The sequence below is a fragment of the Vreelandella sp. 2A-K22 genome (assembly GCF_054065485.1).
Window position 1 is genome coordinate 224,799 of sequence record NZ_JBSUGC010000005.1, and the last position, 16,381, is coordinate 241,179.

The window sequence follows — 16,381 nt, forward strand, 5'->3', positions numbered from 1 at the left end:
CGCGACCTCGGCAACGCCCGCAAACGGGCTAGCTCTGGTAGACTATTCGCCTTCCTATTTTGATGTGTGCCTGACCCGGCGCACGCTGTTTTTTAATTTAGTTTCGCTTTTTATAGGCCGTTGGGCCGAGGAGTTTTGCATGTCGTCGAACAGCGCACCCAAGGTGGGCGTGATCATGGGATCCAAGTCCGACTGGCCAGTCATGGAGCACGCTGTTTCCATGCTGGAGCGTTTGGGCGTGGCTTATGAAACTCGCGTGGTGTCAGCACACCGTACACCTGACCTGCTGTTTGACTATGCCAAGAGCGCTGCCGAGCGCGGTTTGCAGGTAATTGTGGCAGGCGCGGGCGGCGCTGCGCACTTGCCAGGCATGGTGGCCTCGCAAACGCCGCTACCGGTGCTGGGTGTACCTGTTGAGTCGAAAGCGCTCAAAGGTTTGGATTCGCTACTCTCCATTGCCCAGATGCCCGGCGGCATCGCAGTGGGCACACTGGCGATTGGCAAAGCGGGCGCGACTAACGCAGGGTTGTTAGCAGCGCAGATTGTTGGCCTGCAAGATGCGACCGTGAGAAGTGCGGTAGAAGCGTTTCGCGCAGAGCAGACTCAGAAAGTTCTCGACAACCCTGACCCGCGCCCCGAGCCGGAAGCGGAATAAGGAGTCTGGCTATGAACTCTGGTATTGCAAAAAACATTGGCGTACTGGGTGCAGGTCAATTAGGCCGCATGTTGGCGCTAGCGGGTTATCCGCTGGGTAATCGTTTCACTTTTTTAGATACTACGGGTAATCCCAGTGCTGGGATTGGCGATGTAATTGTCGATCCTAATAACCAGCACCTGGCTGAGTTTTTGGCCAAGGTTGATGTAGTGACCTACGAGTTCGAACACCTGCCCGTTCAACTGTTGCGCGAAATTGAGCAGCACAAGCCGGTTTATCCCAGCAGTCGTGCCATTGAAGTGTGCCAGAACCGGGTCGAAGAGAAGACGCTGTTTGATCGCTTAGGCATTCCGACCCCCGCTTACCGGGTGGTCGAGAGCGCCGAGCAGCTTGAAGCTGCCGCCCGTGAGTTGGGTTGCCCGGTGGTGGCTAAATCGGTCACTGAAGGCTACGACGGTAAAGGCCAGGCAGTCTTGAAACAGCCCGAGCAAGCTGGCGAGGCGTGGAGCGCAATTGGCCATTCGCAGTTGGTCGTTGAGGCCTTCGTCGACTTCGTGCGGGAAGTCTCGATGATTGCCGTGCGCGGTCGCGATGGCGAGGTGGTGTTCTACCCCATGGCCGAGAACCAGCATGTGGATGGCATCCTGCGCTACTCCGTGGCGCCGCTGCCGGATCTGGACGCCAGCGTTCAGCAAACCGCTGATGGCTATATTCGTGCGCTGCTCGATGAGCTGGATTACGTGGGCGTGCTAGCGCTAGAGCTGTTTCAAACCCGCGATGGCAGCCTGCTCGCCAACGAAATGGCGCCCCGGGTGCATAACTCCGGCCACTGGACAATGGATGGCGCGGTGACCAGCCAGTTCGAAAACCACCTGCGCGCGATACAGGGCTTGCCCTTAGGCGATACCCAGGCGATTGCCCCCACCTGCATGATTAACGTGATTGGGCGTGAAGGCGATAACGCGGCGATTCTAGCGCTTGCTAATACGCACCTGCATCGCTACGACAAAGCAGAGCGCGCCGGACGTAAGCTCGCCCACGTCAATATTCTGGCACCTAACCATGCCGAACTACTGGAAAAAGTGAACTCCTGTAGCGCGTTGCTGCCGGAGGCACCTCCGCCAGCGCTTAGCTTTTCCATTAAGCAGTAGCTACCAATGCCGCCTGTCTTAGCCTAGGCGGCTTTTTTTATCATGTTGACCAACCACACAACTTATAGCGCTAAAAATACTTAAATACGCTAAAAAGGAACGACAACAAAAACCAGCCATTAGGCAGACCTTTGGAACGCCGTCTGGGCTTAAGCCAATTGACCAATTAGCAGCACCCATAAAGCGATTAACGCAAAGTGGCCGGGGTACCACGCTAACCATAAACGCCGCGGCATCACTAAGTAGACGGGGGGGATTCGTTGTGCTGCACCTGCAGCAAGTACCAACACGATGAGGCACGTACCTACAGTAAACGATTTGGCCATGTCAGAGGCATTCATTTGCCCGGCAATCCAGAGTGCTGGAAATGCCGCTAGGCCTGCCCATAGGCGAGCTTGGAAATGGTTCTCAGTTTGGCTCAAGGCATGCATCGCGAACATTAATAGCGGAATCAGCAGCAGTCCGTTGTGCCCGTACTCCACCCAAAAACCGAGCAGGTACCACGCGGTCACACCAACCGCTGCACCGGCTAACAACCAGGGCAAACCTAACGTTTGCTGCTGGTAGTGCTGCCAGCCTTGGCGCACTAGCGCACCTAAGGTTAAACCACTGGCCAGGGTAAAGCAGACGTTGAGGATAAATGCGTCTGATGAGCGTGGCATCATCATGTAGGGGAGTTGGGCAACCAAGCCGATAATTAGAATTCGGCGCGAGTAGCGCAGTGGGTTGCGGGTATTAAACAGGCCGTGCCAGGCCACCATGGCGGCAAACAGCGGGAAGGCGATACGGCCAATGGAAGACCCGGCCCAGCTTAGATCCCAATCGCCGGGCAGCACATAGCGAGTGAGGTGATCCACGGTCATGGTGATCAGCGCCAGCCACTGCCCCCAGCCGGTCCAGTGAGAAGAGAGGCGAGGTAGCGTGCCTGCATGTGGGCTAGTCGGGTGAGCCATAAAACCTCCGTGTTGAACATGCTCGATGATACACAGACAGAGGTAGCTTTACCTAGTTCACTGAATTTTCAGCGTTAGGTAGAAACGCATCACCCCGGCGGTTGCCGGGGTGATGGACACTAAGGCTTGCTGTGATGCTTACTCTTGCCCACCGAAATAACGGTTGTAGATCTCGTCGTAAGTGCCGTCTTCTTTCACTTCAGCCAGGGCTTCGTTGAACTGCTCAGCGAGTGCTTCGTCGCGTTGACGGAACGCGATACCAAAGCCATCACCAAAATACTCTTTAGGTTCGGTGAGCATCTCGCCGACAACAACGTAGTTGCCTTCTTCGCTATCCAGTAACGTGGACTTACCGACTGGGTAGTCGAGGAACAAGATGTCCAAACGCTCGGACTCCATGTCCAGCACCATGTCATCGGCGGTAGAATAGCGGTTGATGTCGGCGACATCGCCATACATGTCGGTGACGTAATTGTCCTGCAGAGTGCCGCGCTGAACGCCGATGGTCATGCCGGCGAGCGACTCTTCATTGGTTGCATCAAGGTCGGTGCCTTCAGGAGCAAACCAGGCGGACGGTGGGGTGATGTAGGGGTCAGAGAACAGCACTTGCTCGCGACGGTCATCATTGATCGTCATGGAGGACATAATAGCGTCGTATTTACGTGCCATGAGACCCGGGATAATGCCGTCCCAGCCCTGTACAACCCATTCACATTCAACACCGATACGCTCACAGAGGGCGTTGCCCAGGTCGATATCAAAGCCGGTCAGCTCGCCATCCGGCGTGCGATATTCCATCGGCTCGTAAGGCACATCAACCCCGATACGTAGTTGGTCTTCTTGCGCCTGGGCGGCGCTTGCTGCAACGGCTAAGCCTAGCAGTGAGACAGACAGCAGTTTTTTCATTATGTATCTCCTTGGAAGCAGAGTTCATCTAAGCAACCACCGCCTAATGATGGCGTTGCCTATATGGCGTTGACCACGTTAGTCACAGGTTGCGTTGTGATGATCATTGATAACTTATCCTAACTCGGCGTTGACGAAAAGCGCTTGATGATTCGTAAACCAACGTTTGTTTCACACTAGGAGTTCTGTGGCTGTAGATGTGCGAGCAGCTTTTTTTCTAGATAACGAAAGAGATACAGGATGGTGAAGGTTAAACACAGGTATATCGCTGCCACAAACAAGAATGCGTCAAAAGGTGCATAAAAACGCGCATATACAAAGCGCGCCGCGCCGGTCAGGTCCATAATCGTCACTACGCTGGCAATAGCGCTGGCATGTAGCATGAAAATGACTTCGTTGCCGTAGGCCGGCAGTGCGCGACGAAAAGCGCTGGGGATAATAATGCGCCGCATGGTCTGCTGAGGTGACATGCCATAGGCACGAGCCGCTTCAATTTCACCTTTCGAGGTAGACTTAATCGCGCCGCGAAAAATCTCGGTCGTATAGGCGGCGGTGTTGAGGGTAAATGCAATGAGTGCGGGAACGAACGGTTCTTCAAGTATCACCCATAGCCAACTTTCTTGGATTCCGTCCACAAACACCACGCCGTAATAAATCAGGTAGAGTTGGATGAGTAGCGGTGTGCCACGAAAAACATAGGTGTAAGCAAAAATAGGCCACTTAATCCAGGCGCGTTTTGAACCACGCCCAATGGCAAGGGGTACCGCAGCGATTAAGCCAATGACCAGCGATAAAAAGACCAGTTGCACCGTGGTGGTCAGCCCATCGCCATAGTAGGAAAGCGTTTGCAGCGTGAAAATACTGTTCTCGGCAAGCTGATTTTCGAGCCATGTCATGAAAGCGGTCATTAGTCTGCCTCCCCATAGCCAATGTTGTAGCGTTTTTGCAGACGAGCAAAGATCCATTCCGAAACGCTGGCGATGAGTAGATAGATAAGCGCGACAATAATCATGAAAGTGAAAGGTTCGCGCGTCGCTTTAGAGGCTTCTGAGGCGACACGCACCATATCAGAAAGCCCGATTACCGAAACCAGTGCTGTGGTTTTGAGCAATACCATCCAGTTGTTGGAAAGGCCAGGCAGCGCATGGCGCATCATCTGCGGAAAACGGACGCGACGAAAAACCAGCCCATCGCTCATGCCATAGGCTTTACCTGCTTCGATTTGCCCATTATCGACCGCCATAAAAGCGCCGCGAAAGGTTTCCCCCATATAGGCCCCGAAGATTAGCCCAATGGTGACAACGCCCGCGACGAAGGCATTAATATTGATAAAAATATCGATATCGAACGAGTAGTAAATCCAGTCGGTGATCATGTTGACGCCAATTTGGCCGCCGAAAAAAAACAGCATCATCAACACGAGGTCGGGCACACCGCGAATAAGTGTGGTGTAAAGCGTGGCAAGACGATGAGCTAACCAGTTGCGCGACATCTTCGCGCTGGCGGTCAGGAGCCCTAAAATAATCGCTAAAATCAGCGACAACACCGCTAATTGGATGGTGACGCCAGCCCCTTCGATCAGCCGGGGGCCATACCCTTGTAAATCAATCATGGTCAGCCTCGCGGATCAGTAATTAGGTGCCAGGAATTGCTGCAGGCGCGGTGATTGCGGGTTGCCTAACACTTGATCGGGCGGGCCAGCCTCTTCCACCAGGCCCTGGTGAAGGTAAATCACTTGGCTAGAGACATCACGGGCAAACCCCATCTCGTGAGTCACCACGACCATGGTGCGCCCCTCTTCAGCGAGGTCGTGCATGACTTTCAATACGTCACCGACCAATTCCGGGTCAAGGGCGGAGGTGGGTTCGTCAAACAGCATCACTTCTGGATCCATCGCCAGTGCGCGGGCAATAGCGCCGCGCTGCTGTTGGCCGCCGGACATCTGTGCTGGGTAGGCGTTGGCGCGGGCCGTTAAGCCAACCCGATCGAGCAGTGCATGGGCGTGCTCCAAGGCTTCTTTTTTGGGTTTTTTCAGCACATGAATCGGCGCTTCGATGATGTTTTCGAGCAGCGTCATGTGGGCCCACAGGTTAAAGCTCTGGAACACCATGGAGAGCTTGGCGCGCATTTGTACCACCTGCTTCCAATCTTCAGGTTCGCGGCCGTGCTTCGTGGTCTTAAAGCGAATGGGTTCGCCATGGACAATGAGGTCGCCATCGTCGGGCTGTTCAAGCAAGTTCATGCAGCGCAAAAAAGTACTTTTACCCGATCCAGAGGCACCAATCAGGGTAATCACATCGCCCTTTTGGGCTTGTAATGAAAGACCTTTCAGAACTTCCGTATCGCCAAAGCGTTTTTTAATATTACGCACTTCAAGGGGAGTAGGCGTAGCGGCCATATCATTGGCTCCAGTACAGAGTTGCCGCAGCAACAAGTGGGTTTGTTTGATGCGGCTGGCGCGAAAAAGGGGCGATTCTATCAGGCTGGGCGCATTATGCGCGCTTTCCTTCTAACATTATGCACTCGACGATAGTCGTATCGACGTCGAGGGTCCTGTTGTCGCCTCACCATTGTTATTGTCTTGGCTAAAGTAGATCCTGCTTGGGGGGTTAAACGATAGGCGCCACCAACAGCGCGGCACGGGCGCCCACCTCTACTTGTGCGTTAGGAAACACCACATGAAGGGGCGTATCGCCTACCCGAAACTCACCCGACTTACCGTCTTGGGCCAGCAGAGTGCCGGGCTCAAAGCGGCTGAAGTTGGCTGTGTTCTCGGCAAAACAGAGTGTAAAGTCCTCCGAGTGACGCATTAACTCGTGTTGAACCTGGAAAAACTGCATTTGCGTGGCGGGCTGATTAGGTGGCGTATGCCCTTCACTAAGCGCGGTGAGTAGTGTACGCATCGGTTGTAATGATGCCATATCGTTGTGGCCAAAAGGCGCTACCCGCCCTAGCTCAAAGGTAAATGCCTGAGCGGCGTGATAGTGCTTGCTGTAGTGGGAGAATGTCCAGCTGTGCTGATGTTGGTGTAGCACCGCCTGCATACCCGCCGCTGCCAGCCAGCCCCACTGCTCAGCATCGGTGGAGGATTCTGCAAAGGGCTCCACTACAAAACGGGGGTAGCGGCTATCCCGAATTGCGGTATGCAGGTCGTAGTGCAGTTTGGGGAGTTCGGCATGGCGAGCATAAAACCTATCCACGGCGGCCATTAATTCTCTGGCGCGATCTGGCTCCTCGCCCTTCGCAGTTAGCTCGCGGCTAAACAGTCGGTTTAAATTGGTGGTAAGAAAACGCTGCTGTGCCTTAAGCGCGGGCAGGTTGCCTAAAATCACCAGCACAGGAGCGCCGAGCGATATGCTGCCCGCTTCTACGCCGCTTAACCATTCACCCACCAGTTCAACCGGTGCGGTTTCATTGCCATGGATCGCCGCTGAAAAAATGCACGTGTGGGCGCTTTGGCTTACCGTGTTAGGGGTGAGCTCCAAAATACCAGGCGCATGCAAATGATAAGTGCCGCTGGCGAAGACGCCTTGGCTGGCGGTGGGGAGTTGCCCATCAAGCGACCAGTCGAGCCATTGGCCTAGCATTGTCGCTCCTCAGTTAACTGTTTTGAGTATCGTTGTCAGTATAAAAGCGAGCCTAGGTTTACCACGCTGGGCGTATGCCACAAGCCCGCAGGTCGTTCGCGTGTAAAAGCCTAGCGTATTCGTGAAAAAGCGTCTTCATGAAACACGCGAAAGCTGAAAAGTGGCTTTATTTAATCGCTAACAGCAAAAAACGCCCATGGGGTGCATGAGCGTTTTTCAATTTGTTCATCACGTTACGCTGAACGCTGGCGCTGCATTTCTTCCTGGTACTCGCTAGCAAGCGATGTCTTTTGTTTATCTTGCAGGCCACGGCCCGCCAGCTGGAAAACCTCTTGCTCTTCTTCATCCAGGTGGTGAGTGACTAAATCCTGGAGCTGTTTGGCGTGGGTCAACCAGTGGGTTGCACTGTAGTCAGTTTCATCAAGCAGTTCTAAAAGCTCATCAATTTCATGATGTTCGGCAACGCTATGGCGGGCTTTTTCCTGAGTCAGGTCGATTGACATCATTGGGATATAGAGCGCCCGCTCTTCGGCAGCGGCGTGATAATGCAGCTCTGCCCGTACCTGCTGATACAGTTTATCTCGCTCATCGCTGTCTCCATGTGTTTCAACTAAGCGGGCGAGCAGGTCGCGCTGAATATCGTGATCCTTGCGCAGGGCTTCAAAAATCGTCATTCCAGACTCCTTGGATACGTTTGATGTAGGCAAGTCAAAAGCTAGTGGTGGTTGGCGTAAAGTGCAAGATGGCGTTCGTCGATGAAATCGACGCCCACGGACGAAAACATTCGCTTTTTTCTATGCTTGAGTGCGCTATGTTGTGTTTACTACTTATTAGGCGACGCCCACTTTAGGCGACGCTCACTGCACTACTCATAACTGCACTATTCATAAGTGAAGGAGATAGTAATGACAAAGGTACTGGTACTTTATTATTCCATGTATGGCCATATTGATACGCTGGCTCAGGCTGTGGCAGAAGGCGCAAAGGGTGTGAGCGGTGTTGAGGTGGCGGTGAAACGCGTTCCTGAAACCATGCCTGAAGAGGCGTTCAAGAATGCAGGCGGTAAGCAGGATTACGACACGCCGGAAGCGACGCCTCAAGAGCTTGCCGATTACGATGCGATCATTTTCGGTACGCCCACCCGCTTTGGGAATATGGCCGGTCAAATGCGTACCTTCCTGGATCAGACCGGTGGCCTGTGGGCGAACGGTGCTCTGCGTGGCAAAGTCGCTAGCGTGTTCACCTCTACCGGTACTGGTGGCGGCGATGAGATGACCATTACCTCTACTTGGACCACGCTGGCCCACCACGGCATGATCATCGTGCCGATTGGTTACGGTCTCGAAGAGCAGTTTGATATTTCCAAAGTCAGCGGCGGTACGCCTTACGGCGCCGCAACCATTGCTGGTGGTGATGGCTCACGCCAACCTGACGAGCGTGAGCTGAAAATCGCCCGTTTCCAAGGCGAGTTGGTCGCAAAAACGGCGGCTAAACTGGCCAGTTAATTAGTTTACTAGCCAAGACATATACGAGTCAGCCAAGTAAAAGCCTCGCCGGATATATCCGGCGAGGCTTTTTTTGGGGTTGGGATATTGTGGCTGGGATTATAGTTTTACTATGCTCCGCGTGCCGCCGTGTAAATTGTGTAGACGGATTGACTGGCCGTCATAAATAGTCGATTGCGGCTCTTGCCCGCAAAACACACGTTCGAGCAGACTTCGGGTAGCAATACTCGGCCCAGCAAGGTGCCTTCCGGTGAGAAAACCACTACTCCGTCGATACCTTCACCACCATTGGCACTTGACCAGATATTGCCATCCACGTCACAGGCCATGCCGTCGAAAATAGTGTCTTCGCTGGTCACGATAACTTGCCGGTCGCTGACACTGCGACCATCTTCACCCAGCGACCAGCGAATAATTCGCGCGGGTTCGTCGAAATGGGTGGGGGCACTGTCACTGGCGTAGAACCCTTCGCCATCCGGCGTTAATACAATGCCGTTTGGCTTATAAATATCGTCGGTCAGCATGATGGGCTCATCCAGGCTGTCATCGACGTAATAGATGGCCGTTTCTAGCTCCAGGTCTCGTTTTTTGCCCTCGTAGTCGAAGTGAGCTCCATAGCCTGGATCGGTGAAGATCACTCCACCCGAGGGCAGTGCCACCACGTCATTAGGGGCATTGAGCGGTTTGCCCTGATAGCGCTCGGCGAGCACCGTTGTGCTGCCGTCCCACTCGTAGCGTAAAACGCGTGAGGGATAGTGCTCGCAAGCAATTAGCCGCCCCTGATGATCGAAGGTATTACCGTTAGAGTGGCCGACATTGTCTCTCAATACGCTGACTTGACCAGTGGATTCGTCCCAGCGCATCTGCTTGGCACGAGGTATGTCGCTGAAAACAACATAACGACCGACGGCGTTCCATGCTGGCCCCTCTGTCCACAGACCTCCACTCCAGTGGCGTTCTAGAGGACTGTTAAAAATCATGTAATCACTAAAGCGGGAATCTTCGACTTTCCAGGCATCGATTGGGTATCGTTCCGGGGTGGAACCTTGTGAGCTCTGCAAAGCAAAAAGCTGGGGCGATGTGCCAACAGCGGCCAGGGCGGCCGATGCCGAAAGGAACTGACGGCGTCCAAGTTTCATAGCATTGTCCTGATGGTTGTTTGTTGATGTTGTTATGAGCGAAGTGAAACTGATGTTTCTTCCACCCTCAGGACAAATGTAGAACATAAGCGATTAAAAAACATACATTGGCTGCCCGGTTGGATTCAACCAGACAGCCAATCTTTATGCCATATGTGTGTCAGTGCGAAATAGCGTTGGCAATCGCCTTGCCTAGGCTTGCAGTGGTGCCTTCTCCACCCACATCGCGGGTAAGTACGGTGGCATCCCCTTCGCTCAATACTTCCTCAATGGCCGTGACTATTGCGTCACCGGCTTCTTTGTAACCGAGGTGCTCCAGCATCATGGCGCCTGACCAGATTTGACCGATAGGGTTGGCAATACCCTTACCGGCGATATCCGGCGCGCTGCCGTGTACTGGCTCGAACAAGCTCGGAAAGTTGCCTTCTGGGTTGATGTTGGCTGAAGGGGCAATGCCTATCGTGCCGGTGCAGGCGGGGCCGAGATCAGAAAGAATATCGCCAAACAGATTGCTGCCCACGACGACATCAAACCAATCCGGGTGGAGAACGAAGTTGGCGGTAAGAATATCGATATGAAATTTATCCACCGCGATTTCAGGGTAGCCCTTCGCCATTTCGACCACACGTTCATCCCAATACGGCATAGTGATTGAGATGCCGTTGGACTTGGTCGCGGAGGTGAGCTTTTTACGCGGGCGAGTTTGGGCCAGTTCAAAGGCGTATTTCAATACGCGGTCTACGCCGGTGCGGGTCATGACCGTGTCTTGAATGACCACTTCACGGTCGGTGCCTTCAAACATTTTGCCACCAACGCTTGAGTACTCGCCTTCAGTGTTCTCACGCACCACGTAAAAGTCGATATCCCCGGGTTTACGGCCTGCTAGCGGGCTTTTAATGCCGGGCATGAGCTTGCAGGGGCGCAGGTTGATGTACTGATCAAAGCGGCGCCGGAATTGCAGCAGTGAGCCCCACAGGGAAATATGGTCGGGTACTTTGTCGGGCCAGCCCACAGCGCCATAAAACAGCGCATCAAAACCTTTTAACTGCTCAAACCAATCATCCGGCAGCATTTTGCCGTGTTCCAGGTAATAGTCGCAGCTGCCAAACTCAAAGGTGGTGAACTCAAGATCAAGATTAAAGCGCTTGGCGGTCGCTTCAAGGGCGCGGATGCCTTCAGGCATGACTTCGGTGCCGATGCCGTCACCGGCGATAATGGCAATACGGTGGGTCATAGTGGTTCCTTACCTTGTTAGTTACTTTTTATGCTTGTGAGTCGTGAGTCGTGAGTCGTGAGTCGTGAATAGTAAATAGAGTGTAGCGGCTATTTTGATGGAGATAATCAGGCTACCATTCAAGTTATTGTTGCGTGAAAGTGCAGAATGACTGAGGAGCGATATGGCGCACCTGGATGATTTGGCGTTTTTTCAGCACTTGGCGCGGGCGGGAAGCCTGACGGCGACTGCTCGCGAGCTGGGGCTATCGCTCTCGGCTGTAAGCAAGCGGCTAAAACAGTTGGAGGCGCGCCTGGGAGTAGAGCTCGCGGCTCGCACCACGCGGCGATTGACGCTAACCGCAGAGGGTGAGCGCTATTTGGCCCGTGGCGCGCTGATTTTAGATGAGTTGGATGAGCTGGAAAATTCACTGGGTGAGGGAGTCGATCAGGCGCTTAGCGGACGTTTGCGGGTAAACGCCACTTTTGGCTTTGGGCGCCGCCATATTGCGCCACTGCTGTCCCGCTTTTGTGCCGATCACCCCGAGGTGGAAGGGTGGTTGGAGTTAACCAATTTTCCGCTCAATCTGAGCGATCACGGCTTTGATATTGGTATTCGCGTGGGCGAGCCACCGGAGTCGCGCTTGGTCGCTCGGCGTATTCTGGCCAATCGGCGGGTGCTCTGTGCGTCGCTTGCCTACATTGCCCAGGCGCCGTCTTTGCAAGTACCGGCAGATTTACAGCAGCACGCTTGTTTGGTGATTCGCGAGAACGACAGTGATTTCCCCCTCTGGCGCTTTGAACAAGTCGCTCAGCCTGCCAAAGGACTGCCTGGGCAGACACAGTCGATAAAGGTCAGCGGTCGATTAGCCAGCAACGATGGAGAGGTCATTACCCGCCTGGCCTTGGACGGCCACGGTGTCATGCTGCGCTCCTGGTGGGACGTTAACGAGCACCTTGCCAATGGCGCATTGGTAGCGCTGTTGCCAGGCTGGAAGGGGGTGCGGGCAGATTTTTATGCGGTGTTTGAACAACGTCGCCATGTGCCCGCCCGGCTGCGCGCTTTTATTGACTATGTTCAACGAGAGATAGCGGGGCGAGTGCCGAGATTGCCGGAAGGGAACTAATCAGAAGCTACTTATCGGCTAGGGCAAGCCTCGCCTTGGATAACATCAATCAGCTCTTCAGTAGCGAAATCCAGCTCGGCTGCCCGCTGGCGCAGACGGTCTTCTGTCGCACTATCCATTTCCTCTGTGCGTGAAAGTATCCACAGGTAGTCGCGGTTAGGGCCTGCCACCAACGCCCATTGGTACTCCTCATCCAGCTCAAGGACGTTATAGCCGCCGTAAAAGGGGCCAAAGAAACTTACCTTTAAGCGCCCAACGCTTTCATCGTCAATAAAGTAGGCGCGGCCTTCAGCCTCATCCCACTCTTGTTCTTCAAGGTTGTAACCACGGTTGATTACTCGAACACCGCCATCATCGCGCAGGCTGTAAGTGGCGGTCACGCAATCAAGACCGCGTTCAAAGGAGTGATCCAGGCGGGCAATTTCGAACCACTGGCCCAGGTAGCGGTCTAGCTCAAAGTCTGTTACTGGCTGCGTGCCATCCGGAATGCCAGTGCAGCCGGTGAGTAGGGTCATACTAACGATGCTGCTTCCTAGCAGGGTTTTCATTAACGCGCTCCTTGGCGATGATTCGCGGGTGATCGACTATGGTTAGTGCTATCTGTTGCTATTTTGCCATACAGCAGGAGAAGGCGGTGATGGAGTGTTTTCGTTTACATAACAAATAAAGGAGTGTGTATGTGGTGCCAACAAGAGATTCATTTGCCCGAAATGGCGCGCGGCTTTCATTTGATTACGGATGATGTGGCCCGCGCACTGCCTTGTTTAAGTGACTGCCAGGCTGGCATGCTGCATTTACAGCTGATGCACACTTCTGCCTCGTTAACGCTCAATGAGAACACTGATCCGGATGTGCGCCACGATTTAGATGCTTTTCTGCGTCGACTGGTGCCCGAAGATTTACCCTATTTCCGCCACACCCTGGAAGGGCCTGATGATATGCCCGCCCATGTAGCCGCCAGCCTGCTGGGTACACAGCTAACGCTGGCGGTGCGCGATGGACGCCTGGCTTTAGGTACTTGGCAGGGCATATGGCTGGGAGAACACCGCAATCAGGCTGGGCCACGTCGATTACTGGCCACCCTAAACGGGTGTGAAGCGCGCTAGCTTGGCGCGCCACCTCGACTCAGCGTTGCTGTATAGTGGTTAATAACCTCATATTATCTTTGAAAAAGCGCTTTTAAATGCCACGACGCTCCTTTCTTCGCCTTTCCCGACAGCGCAGGTTGCGGCTGTTCTTTTTTCTTAATCTTGCTCTGGTGACTGGGCTAATTGCTCACCAAATTTGGTTGTATGTAGCAGAACCCAAATTTGAGTCGGTGCATACCCTTGAAGTGGCGAATATTCGCGAGGTGTTGAAGGAGCGAACCGACTATCGCTTTGCGGTGGTGGGCAATATCAATAACTCGGTGAGCGTGTTTCAAAAGGAGATTGTGCCGCTCATCAATCAGAGCGGCATCGACTTCCTGATTTCCGCTGGGAATGCCGTCAATAGTGGGCAGCAGGAGAGCTACCAGGCGATTTATCAGAGTCTGGAGCAGCTCAATGTCCCTTACTTACTCACCTACGGTGAAAATGAAGATAGTGATTTCGGTAGCTATCTGTTTTACGAATATTTTGGGCCGCATTTTTACTCGTTTGTAGCGGGCAATAGCCACTTTATCTTTCTTGACGGTACCGGCAAGTCCTCTACCTCCTGGCAGCTTGATTGGTTGGAGCGTGAGCTTACGGCCTCAGAAACACAGCATCGGTTTCTATTTGTTGGTTTGCCGCTGCACAACGTAGTGCGCGACGCGCCGCTGTTTGAAGCGGACAATTATCTCAATGATTCTCGCTTAGCCGATGGCATTATGGCGCTGGCAGAGGAGCATGACGTTGACACCGTATTTTCCGCCAACTTAACGCTCTTTTCCCAGCAGACGATTAATGGCGTGGATTACGTGACCACCGGAGGCGCGGGAGGCATCCTCATTGATGCCGATAGTAGCTTTCACCACTACGTCATCGTCAATGTAGAGGGTGAGAATGTCGCTATTGCGCCGGTGCGATTAAATGTGGATAGCCCTGGCTGGTGGCGGATGGTGAGTAGTGTGGCTTCCACGGTGTATGCGTTTTTCTACGTTAGCTATACGCGGTTTTTGCTGATTGTGGGTATGTTGACGCTGCTCGCACTGCGCTTATATCGGCTAATTTTCGAAGATCGCGACTACTATCCTGATTTTGATATCGACCCAACGCCTTTCCTGGGTAAATCTCTGCGCGTAGCGATGATCTCTAATAACTACTTTCCTTTTGTATCGGGGGTATCGGTCTCGGTGGATCGCCTGCGCAATGGCTTATGTGATCTAGGCCACACCATCCAACTGTTAGTGCCGCGCTACCGAGAAACGTGGCAGGACGACAGCTCAATAAAACGCATCCCCACGCTAATGGCATTTGGGCAGAAGGGCGAGTTCCGGTTAACCAATCCGTTCAGTGCGCGTTTTCGTCGTTGCCTGCGTGGGTTTAAGCCGGATGTTATTCATGTTCATCATCCCTTTTGGCTCGGTTCCATGGGCCTGTTTATGGGGCGTCGGCTCAAGGTGCCAGTGATCTACACCTATCACACCCGCCTGGAGCACTACGCCCATTTCGTGCCGTTGCCCGGTGCGCTGTTTCGTAATTTGATTTCCCATACCCTGATCAAGCGCTTCTCTAATCGCTGCCAAGGAGTGATTGTGCCGACTTATTCCGCCGAGGAGTATCTGCGCATGATTGGAGTGAAGACTCCCTCGCTGGTGCAGCCCACAGGCATAGATGTGGCACGCTTTTCTCACGTTGAGGAGAGTGAGTTGGAAGCGCTGCGCGAGCAATTAACTATCGACCCTGCAAGTAAAATATTGATCAGCGTCTCGCGGATTAGTAAGGAGAAAAACATTGGCTTTATGCTGGAAGCCCTCGCCGAGCTTCAGTCACAGGGGCATGATGATCTTCATCTGCTACTGATTGGTGATGGGCCAGACCGGGAGGCGATTCAAAACCAAATCGATACTTTGAAACTGACCTCGCAGGTCACCCTGGTCGGAGCGGTGCCGCCGGAGCGCATGGCGCTTTATTACCATCTTGGCGATCTGTTTGTGTTTGCCTCCACCTCTGAAACTCAGGGCATGGTGATCCTTGAGGCGATGTCGGCGGGACTGCCCGTGGTGGCGGTGCGCTCCAGCGGTATCGATGATGTGGTGCGCCAAGGGGTCAATGGGTTCAAAACACCGCAAAATCGTCAGGCCTGGGGGCAAAGGGTGGTTGAGTTAAAAGATAACGCTGAGCGACGCCGGGAGTTGGGTAAGCAGGCCAGCCACTTTGCTGAGGAGTTTGATATTGCCAACTTTGCCTCAGCGGTGGCGGGCTTTTACGCCGAAGTGCTGGCCAAATATCACTCGCCTTCGCGGTGAGGCTGTTTTTTTGCCGCTTGGCGGCGGTTAGCATAGCGCTTAAGGCCTATTAACAAGCTAACGCCAGCCGCTAGCCCGACAGCCGCTAAGATGATTTCTTTGGTCGAGGCAGCGGTGAACAGTGCGCCTAGCTGGCTGCCCAATAAGATCACCGCTGCCAGCCCCGGTACGATGCCCAGGGTGGAGCCGATCATATAGTCGCGAAACTTAAGGTGAAAAGCGCCCGCCAGCATATTGGTGAGCGTAAACGGGGCGAGTGGTAGCAGGTTAATCACCGTCATGGTGCGAATGCCGCGCTTGGATAAGTAACCCGATAGGCCGCGCAGATGGCGCCCGCCATAACGCATAAGCGCCTCACGGCCTAACCAGTGGCCTACCCAGTAAGACACAATCGAGGAGGTCAATGTGCCTAGCGTGGCGTACGCTAGCCCCCATATTGGGCCAAACAGTAAGCCAGTCACCACCACCAGTAGGCTAAGTGGAAATATTACCAGCAGGGCGCTGGCATAAGTGGCCATTACCGCGGCAAACATCCAGGGCGCGGTACGCCACTGGCGAATGTAAGCGATAAATTCGCTAAGGCGCGCCTGGGTAAGTAGGTCGTAGCGCTGTAGTAACTGCCACATGACGCCCAGCAGCACGACGACTACCAGCAGGCCTACGCCCTTGCCCAATGTCCGCGACATGCTCACTCCCATCGGCTAAAAAAGCGCTAG

Annotated in this window: 17 protein-coding genes; 6 read left to right on the plus strand and 11 right to left on the minus strand. The window is 53.9% G+C overall.

What is annotated here, in order from left to right; translation table 11 throughout:
* Positions 1-139 precede the first annotated feature (139 nt).
* Both purE and ACW17M_RS08990 read left to right on the plus strand, forming a co-directional pair.
* Positions 140-655: a 5-(carboxyamino)imidazole ribonucleotide mutase gene (gene purE / locus ACW17M_RS08985; protein ID WP_022522693.1), complete on the plus strand. Its 516-nt coding sequence runs from the start codon at positions 140-142 to the stop codon at positions 653-655.
* A gap of 11 nt (positions 656-666) precedes the next feature.
* Positions 667-1,806, plus strand: coding sequence for a 5-(carboxyamino)imidazole ribonucleotide synthase (locus ACW17M_RS08990; protein ID WP_457547283.1), 1,140 nt, complete (start codon positions 667-669; stop codon positions 1,804-1,806).
* A 149-nt stretch (positions 1,807-1,955) separates the two neighbouring features.
* Here ACW17M_RS08990 and ACW17M_RS08995 read toward each other — a convergent pair whose 3' ends face one another.
* The 7 genes from ACW17M_RS08995 to ACW17M_RS09025 form a co-directional block, all read right to left on the minus strand.
* On the minus strand, positions 1,956-2,759 hold the full coding sequence (locus ACW17M_RS08995; RefSeq protein ID WP_161462975.1) for a TraX family protein: 804 nt from the start codon (positions 2,757-2,759) through the stop codon (positions 1,956-1,958).
* Positions 2,760-2,897: 138 nt separating this feature from the next.
* On the minus strand, positions 2,898-3,665 hold the full coding sequence (locus tag ACW17M_RS09000) for a transporter substrate-binding domain-containing protein (RefSeq protein ID WP_009287639.1): 768 nt from the start codon (positions 3,663-3,665) through the stop codon (positions 2,898-2,900).
* Positions 3,666-3,841: 176 nt separating this feature from the next.
* Complete coding sequence (locus tag ACW17M_RS09005; RefSeq protein ID WP_457547284.1) at positions 3,842-4,573, minus strand: ABC transporter permease; 732 nt, start codon at positions 4,571-4,573, stop codon at positions 3,842-3,844.
* Positions 4,573-5,277: an ABC transporter permease gene (locus tag ACW17M_RS09010; protein ID WP_027960125.1), complete on the minus strand. Its 705-nt coding sequence runs from the start codon at positions 5,275-5,277 to the stop codon at positions 4,573-4,575. Before ACW17M_RS09010 ends, ACW17M_RS09005 begins: the two co-directional genes overlap by 1 nt.
* Positions 5,278-5,292: 15 nt before the next feature.
* Positions 5,293-6,063 carry an ABC transporter ATP-binding protein gene (locus ACW17M_RS09015; protein ID WP_022522698.1) on the minus strand — a complete coding sequence of 257 codons (771 nt, stop codon included), beginning with the start codon at positions 6,061-6,063 and terminating at the stop codon, positions 5,293-5,295.
* Positions 6,064-6,274: 211 nt separating this feature from the next.
* A complete protein-coding gene (locus ACW17M_RS09020) occupies positions 6,275-7,252 on the minus strand; it encodes a succinylglutamate desuccinylase (protein ID WP_457547285.1) in 978 nt (325 codons plus the stop codon).
* Between the two features lie 233 nt (positions 7,253-7,485).
* Positions 7,486-7,926 carry a hemerythrin domain-containing protein gene (locus ACW17M_RS09025; RefSeq protein ID WP_022522700.1) on the minus strand — a complete coding sequence of 147 codons (441 nt, stop codon included), beginning with the start codon at positions 7,924-7,926 and terminating at the stop codon, positions 7,486-7,488.
* Between the two features lie 231 nt (positions 7,927-8,157).
* Between ACW17M_RS09025 and wrbA the strand changes: the two genes are divergently transcribed.
* Complete coding sequence (wrbA, locus tag ACW17M_RS09030; RefSeq protein WP_041158170.1) at positions 8,158-8,757, plus strand: NAD(P)H:quinone oxidoreductase; 600 nt, start codon at positions 8,158-8,160, stop codon at positions 8,755-8,757.
* 110 nt (positions 8,758-8,867) lie between these two features.
* On the opposite strand, the gene ACW17M_RS09035 is transcribed toward wrbA, so the two are convergent.
* Positions 8,868-9,896 (minus strand): SMP-30/gluconolactonase/LRE family protein, encoded by a 1,029-nt coding sequence (locus ACW17M_RS09035; RefSeq protein ID WP_027960127.1) that lies wholly within the window; start codon positions 9,894-9,896, stop codon positions 8,868-8,870.
* 160 nt (positions 9,897-10,056) lie between these two features.
* Positions 10,057-11,130 carry a tartrate dehydrogenase gene (locus ACW17M_RS09040; protein ID WP_009287642.1) on the minus strand — a complete coding sequence of 358 codons (1,074 nt, stop codon included), beginning with the start codon at positions 11,128-11,130 and terminating at the stop codon, positions 10,057-10,059.
* Between the two features lie 163 nt (positions 11,131-11,293).
* Here ACW17M_RS09040 and ACW17M_RS09045 point away from each other — a divergent pair, with 163 nt between their 5' ends.
* Entirely contained in the window at positions 11,294-12,235 is a 942-nt protein-coding gene (locus ACW17M_RS09045) for a LysR family transcriptional regulator (protein WP_233974273.1), read from the plus strand.
* 11 nt (positions 12,236-12,246) lie between these two features.
* Here the strand turns inward: ACW17M_RS09045 and ACW17M_RS09050 are convergent, their stop codons facing one another.
* Positions 12,247-12,783: a lipocalin family protein gene (locus tag ACW17M_RS09050; protein WP_342584834.1), complete on the minus strand. Its 537-nt coding sequence runs from the start codon at positions 12,781-12,783 to the stop codon at positions 12,247-12,249.
* Between the two features lie 129 nt (positions 12,784-12,912).
* Here ACW17M_RS09050 and ACW17M_RS09055 point away from each other — a divergent pair, with 129 nt between their 5' ends.
* Together ACW17M_RS09055 and ACW17M_RS09060 are read left to right on the plus strand one after the other, a co-directional pair.
* The gene (locus ACW17M_RS09055; RefSeq protein WP_022522705.1) at positions 12,913-13,341 is read left to right on the plus strand and encodes a secondary thiamine-phosphate synthase enzyme YjbQ; all 429 of its coding nucleotides are present in this window, start codon (positions 12,913-12,915) and stop codon (positions 13,339-13,341) included.
* A gap of 77 nt (positions 13,342-13,418) precedes the next feature.
* On the plus strand, positions 13,419-15,665 hold the full coding sequence (locus ACW17M_RS09060; protein WP_457547286.1) for a glycosyltransferase: 2,247 nt from the start codon (positions 13,419-13,421) through the stop codon (positions 15,663-15,665).
* On the opposite strand, the gene ACW17M_RS09065 is transcribed toward ACW17M_RS09060, so the two are convergent.
* On the minus strand, positions 15,647-16,351 hold the full coding sequence (locus tag ACW17M_RS09065; protein ID WP_457547287.1) for a TVP38/TMEM64 family protein: 705 nt from the start codon (positions 16,349-16,351) through the stop codon (positions 15,647-15,649). The two genes, ACW17M_RS09060 and ACW17M_RS09065, sit on opposite strands and share 19 nt — an antisense overlap.
* Positions 16,352-16,381: the final 30 nt, after the last annotated feature.

Coding starts and splice junctions, on each gene's coding strand:
- purE (WP_022522693.1), top strand. CDS start 140: ATGTCGTCGAACAGCGCACCCAAGGTGGGCGTGATCATGGGATCCAAG.
- ACW17M_RS08990 (WP_457547283.1), top strand. CDS start 667: ATGAACTCTGGTATTGCAAAAAACATTGGCGTACTGGGTGCAGGTCAA.
- ACW17M_RS08995 (WP_161462975.1), bottom strand. CDS start 2,759: ATGGCTCACCCGACTAGCCCACATGCAGGCACGCTACCTCGCCTCTCT.
- ACW17M_RS09000 (WP_009287639.1), bottom strand. CDS start 3,665: ATGAAAAAACTGCTGTCTGTCTCACTGCTAGGCTTAGCCGTTGCAGCA.
- ACW17M_RS09005 (WP_457547284.1), bottom strand. CDS start 4,573: ATGACCGCTTTCATGACATGGCTCGAAAATCAGCTTGCCGAGAACAGT.
- ACW17M_RS09010 (WP_027960125.1), bottom strand. CDS start 5,277: ATGATTGATTTACAAGGGTATGGCCCCCGGCTGATCGAAGGGGCTGGC.
- ACW17M_RS09015 (WP_022522698.1), bottom strand. CDS start 6,063: ATGGCCGCTACGCCTACTCCCCTTGAAGTGCGTAATATTAAAAAACGC.
- ACW17M_RS09020 (WP_457547285.1), bottom strand. CDS start 7,252: ATGCTAGGCCAATGGCTCGACTGGTCGCTTGATGGGCAACTCCCCACC.
- ACW17M_RS09025 (WP_022522700.1), bottom strand. CDS start 7,926: ATGACGATTTTTGAAGCCCTGCGCAAGGATCACGATATTCAGCGCGAC.
- wrbA (WP_041158170.1), top strand. CDS start 8,158: ATGACAAAGGTACTGGTACTTTATTATTCCATGTATGGCCATATTGAT.
- ACW17M_RS09035 (WP_027960127.1), bottom strand. CDS start 9,896: ATGAAACTTGGACGCCGTCAGTTCCTTTCGGCATCGGCCGCCCTGGCC.
- ACW17M_RS09040 (WP_009287642.1), bottom strand. CDS start 11,130: ATGACCCACCGTATTGCCATTATCGCCGGTGACGGCATCGGCACCGAA.
- ACW17M_RS09045 (WP_233974273.1), top strand. CDS start 11,294: ATGGCGCACCTGGATGATTTGGCGTTTTTTCAGCACTTGGCGCGGGCG.
- ACW17M_RS09050 (WP_342584834.1), bottom strand. CDS start 12,783: ATGAAAACCCTGCTAGGAAGCAGCATCGTTAGTATGACCCTACTCACC.
- ACW17M_RS09055 (WP_022522705.1), top strand. CDS start 12,913: ATGTGGTGCCAACAAGAGATTCATTTGCCCGAAATGGCGCGCGGCTTT.
- ACW17M_RS09060 (WP_457547286.1), top strand. CDS start 13,419: ATGCCACGACGCTCCTTTCTTCGCCTTTCCCGACAGCGCAGGTTGCGG.
- ACW17M_RS09065 (WP_457547287.1), bottom strand. CDS start 16,351: ATGTCGCGGACATTGGGCAAGGGCGTAGGCCTGCTGGTAGTCGTCGTG.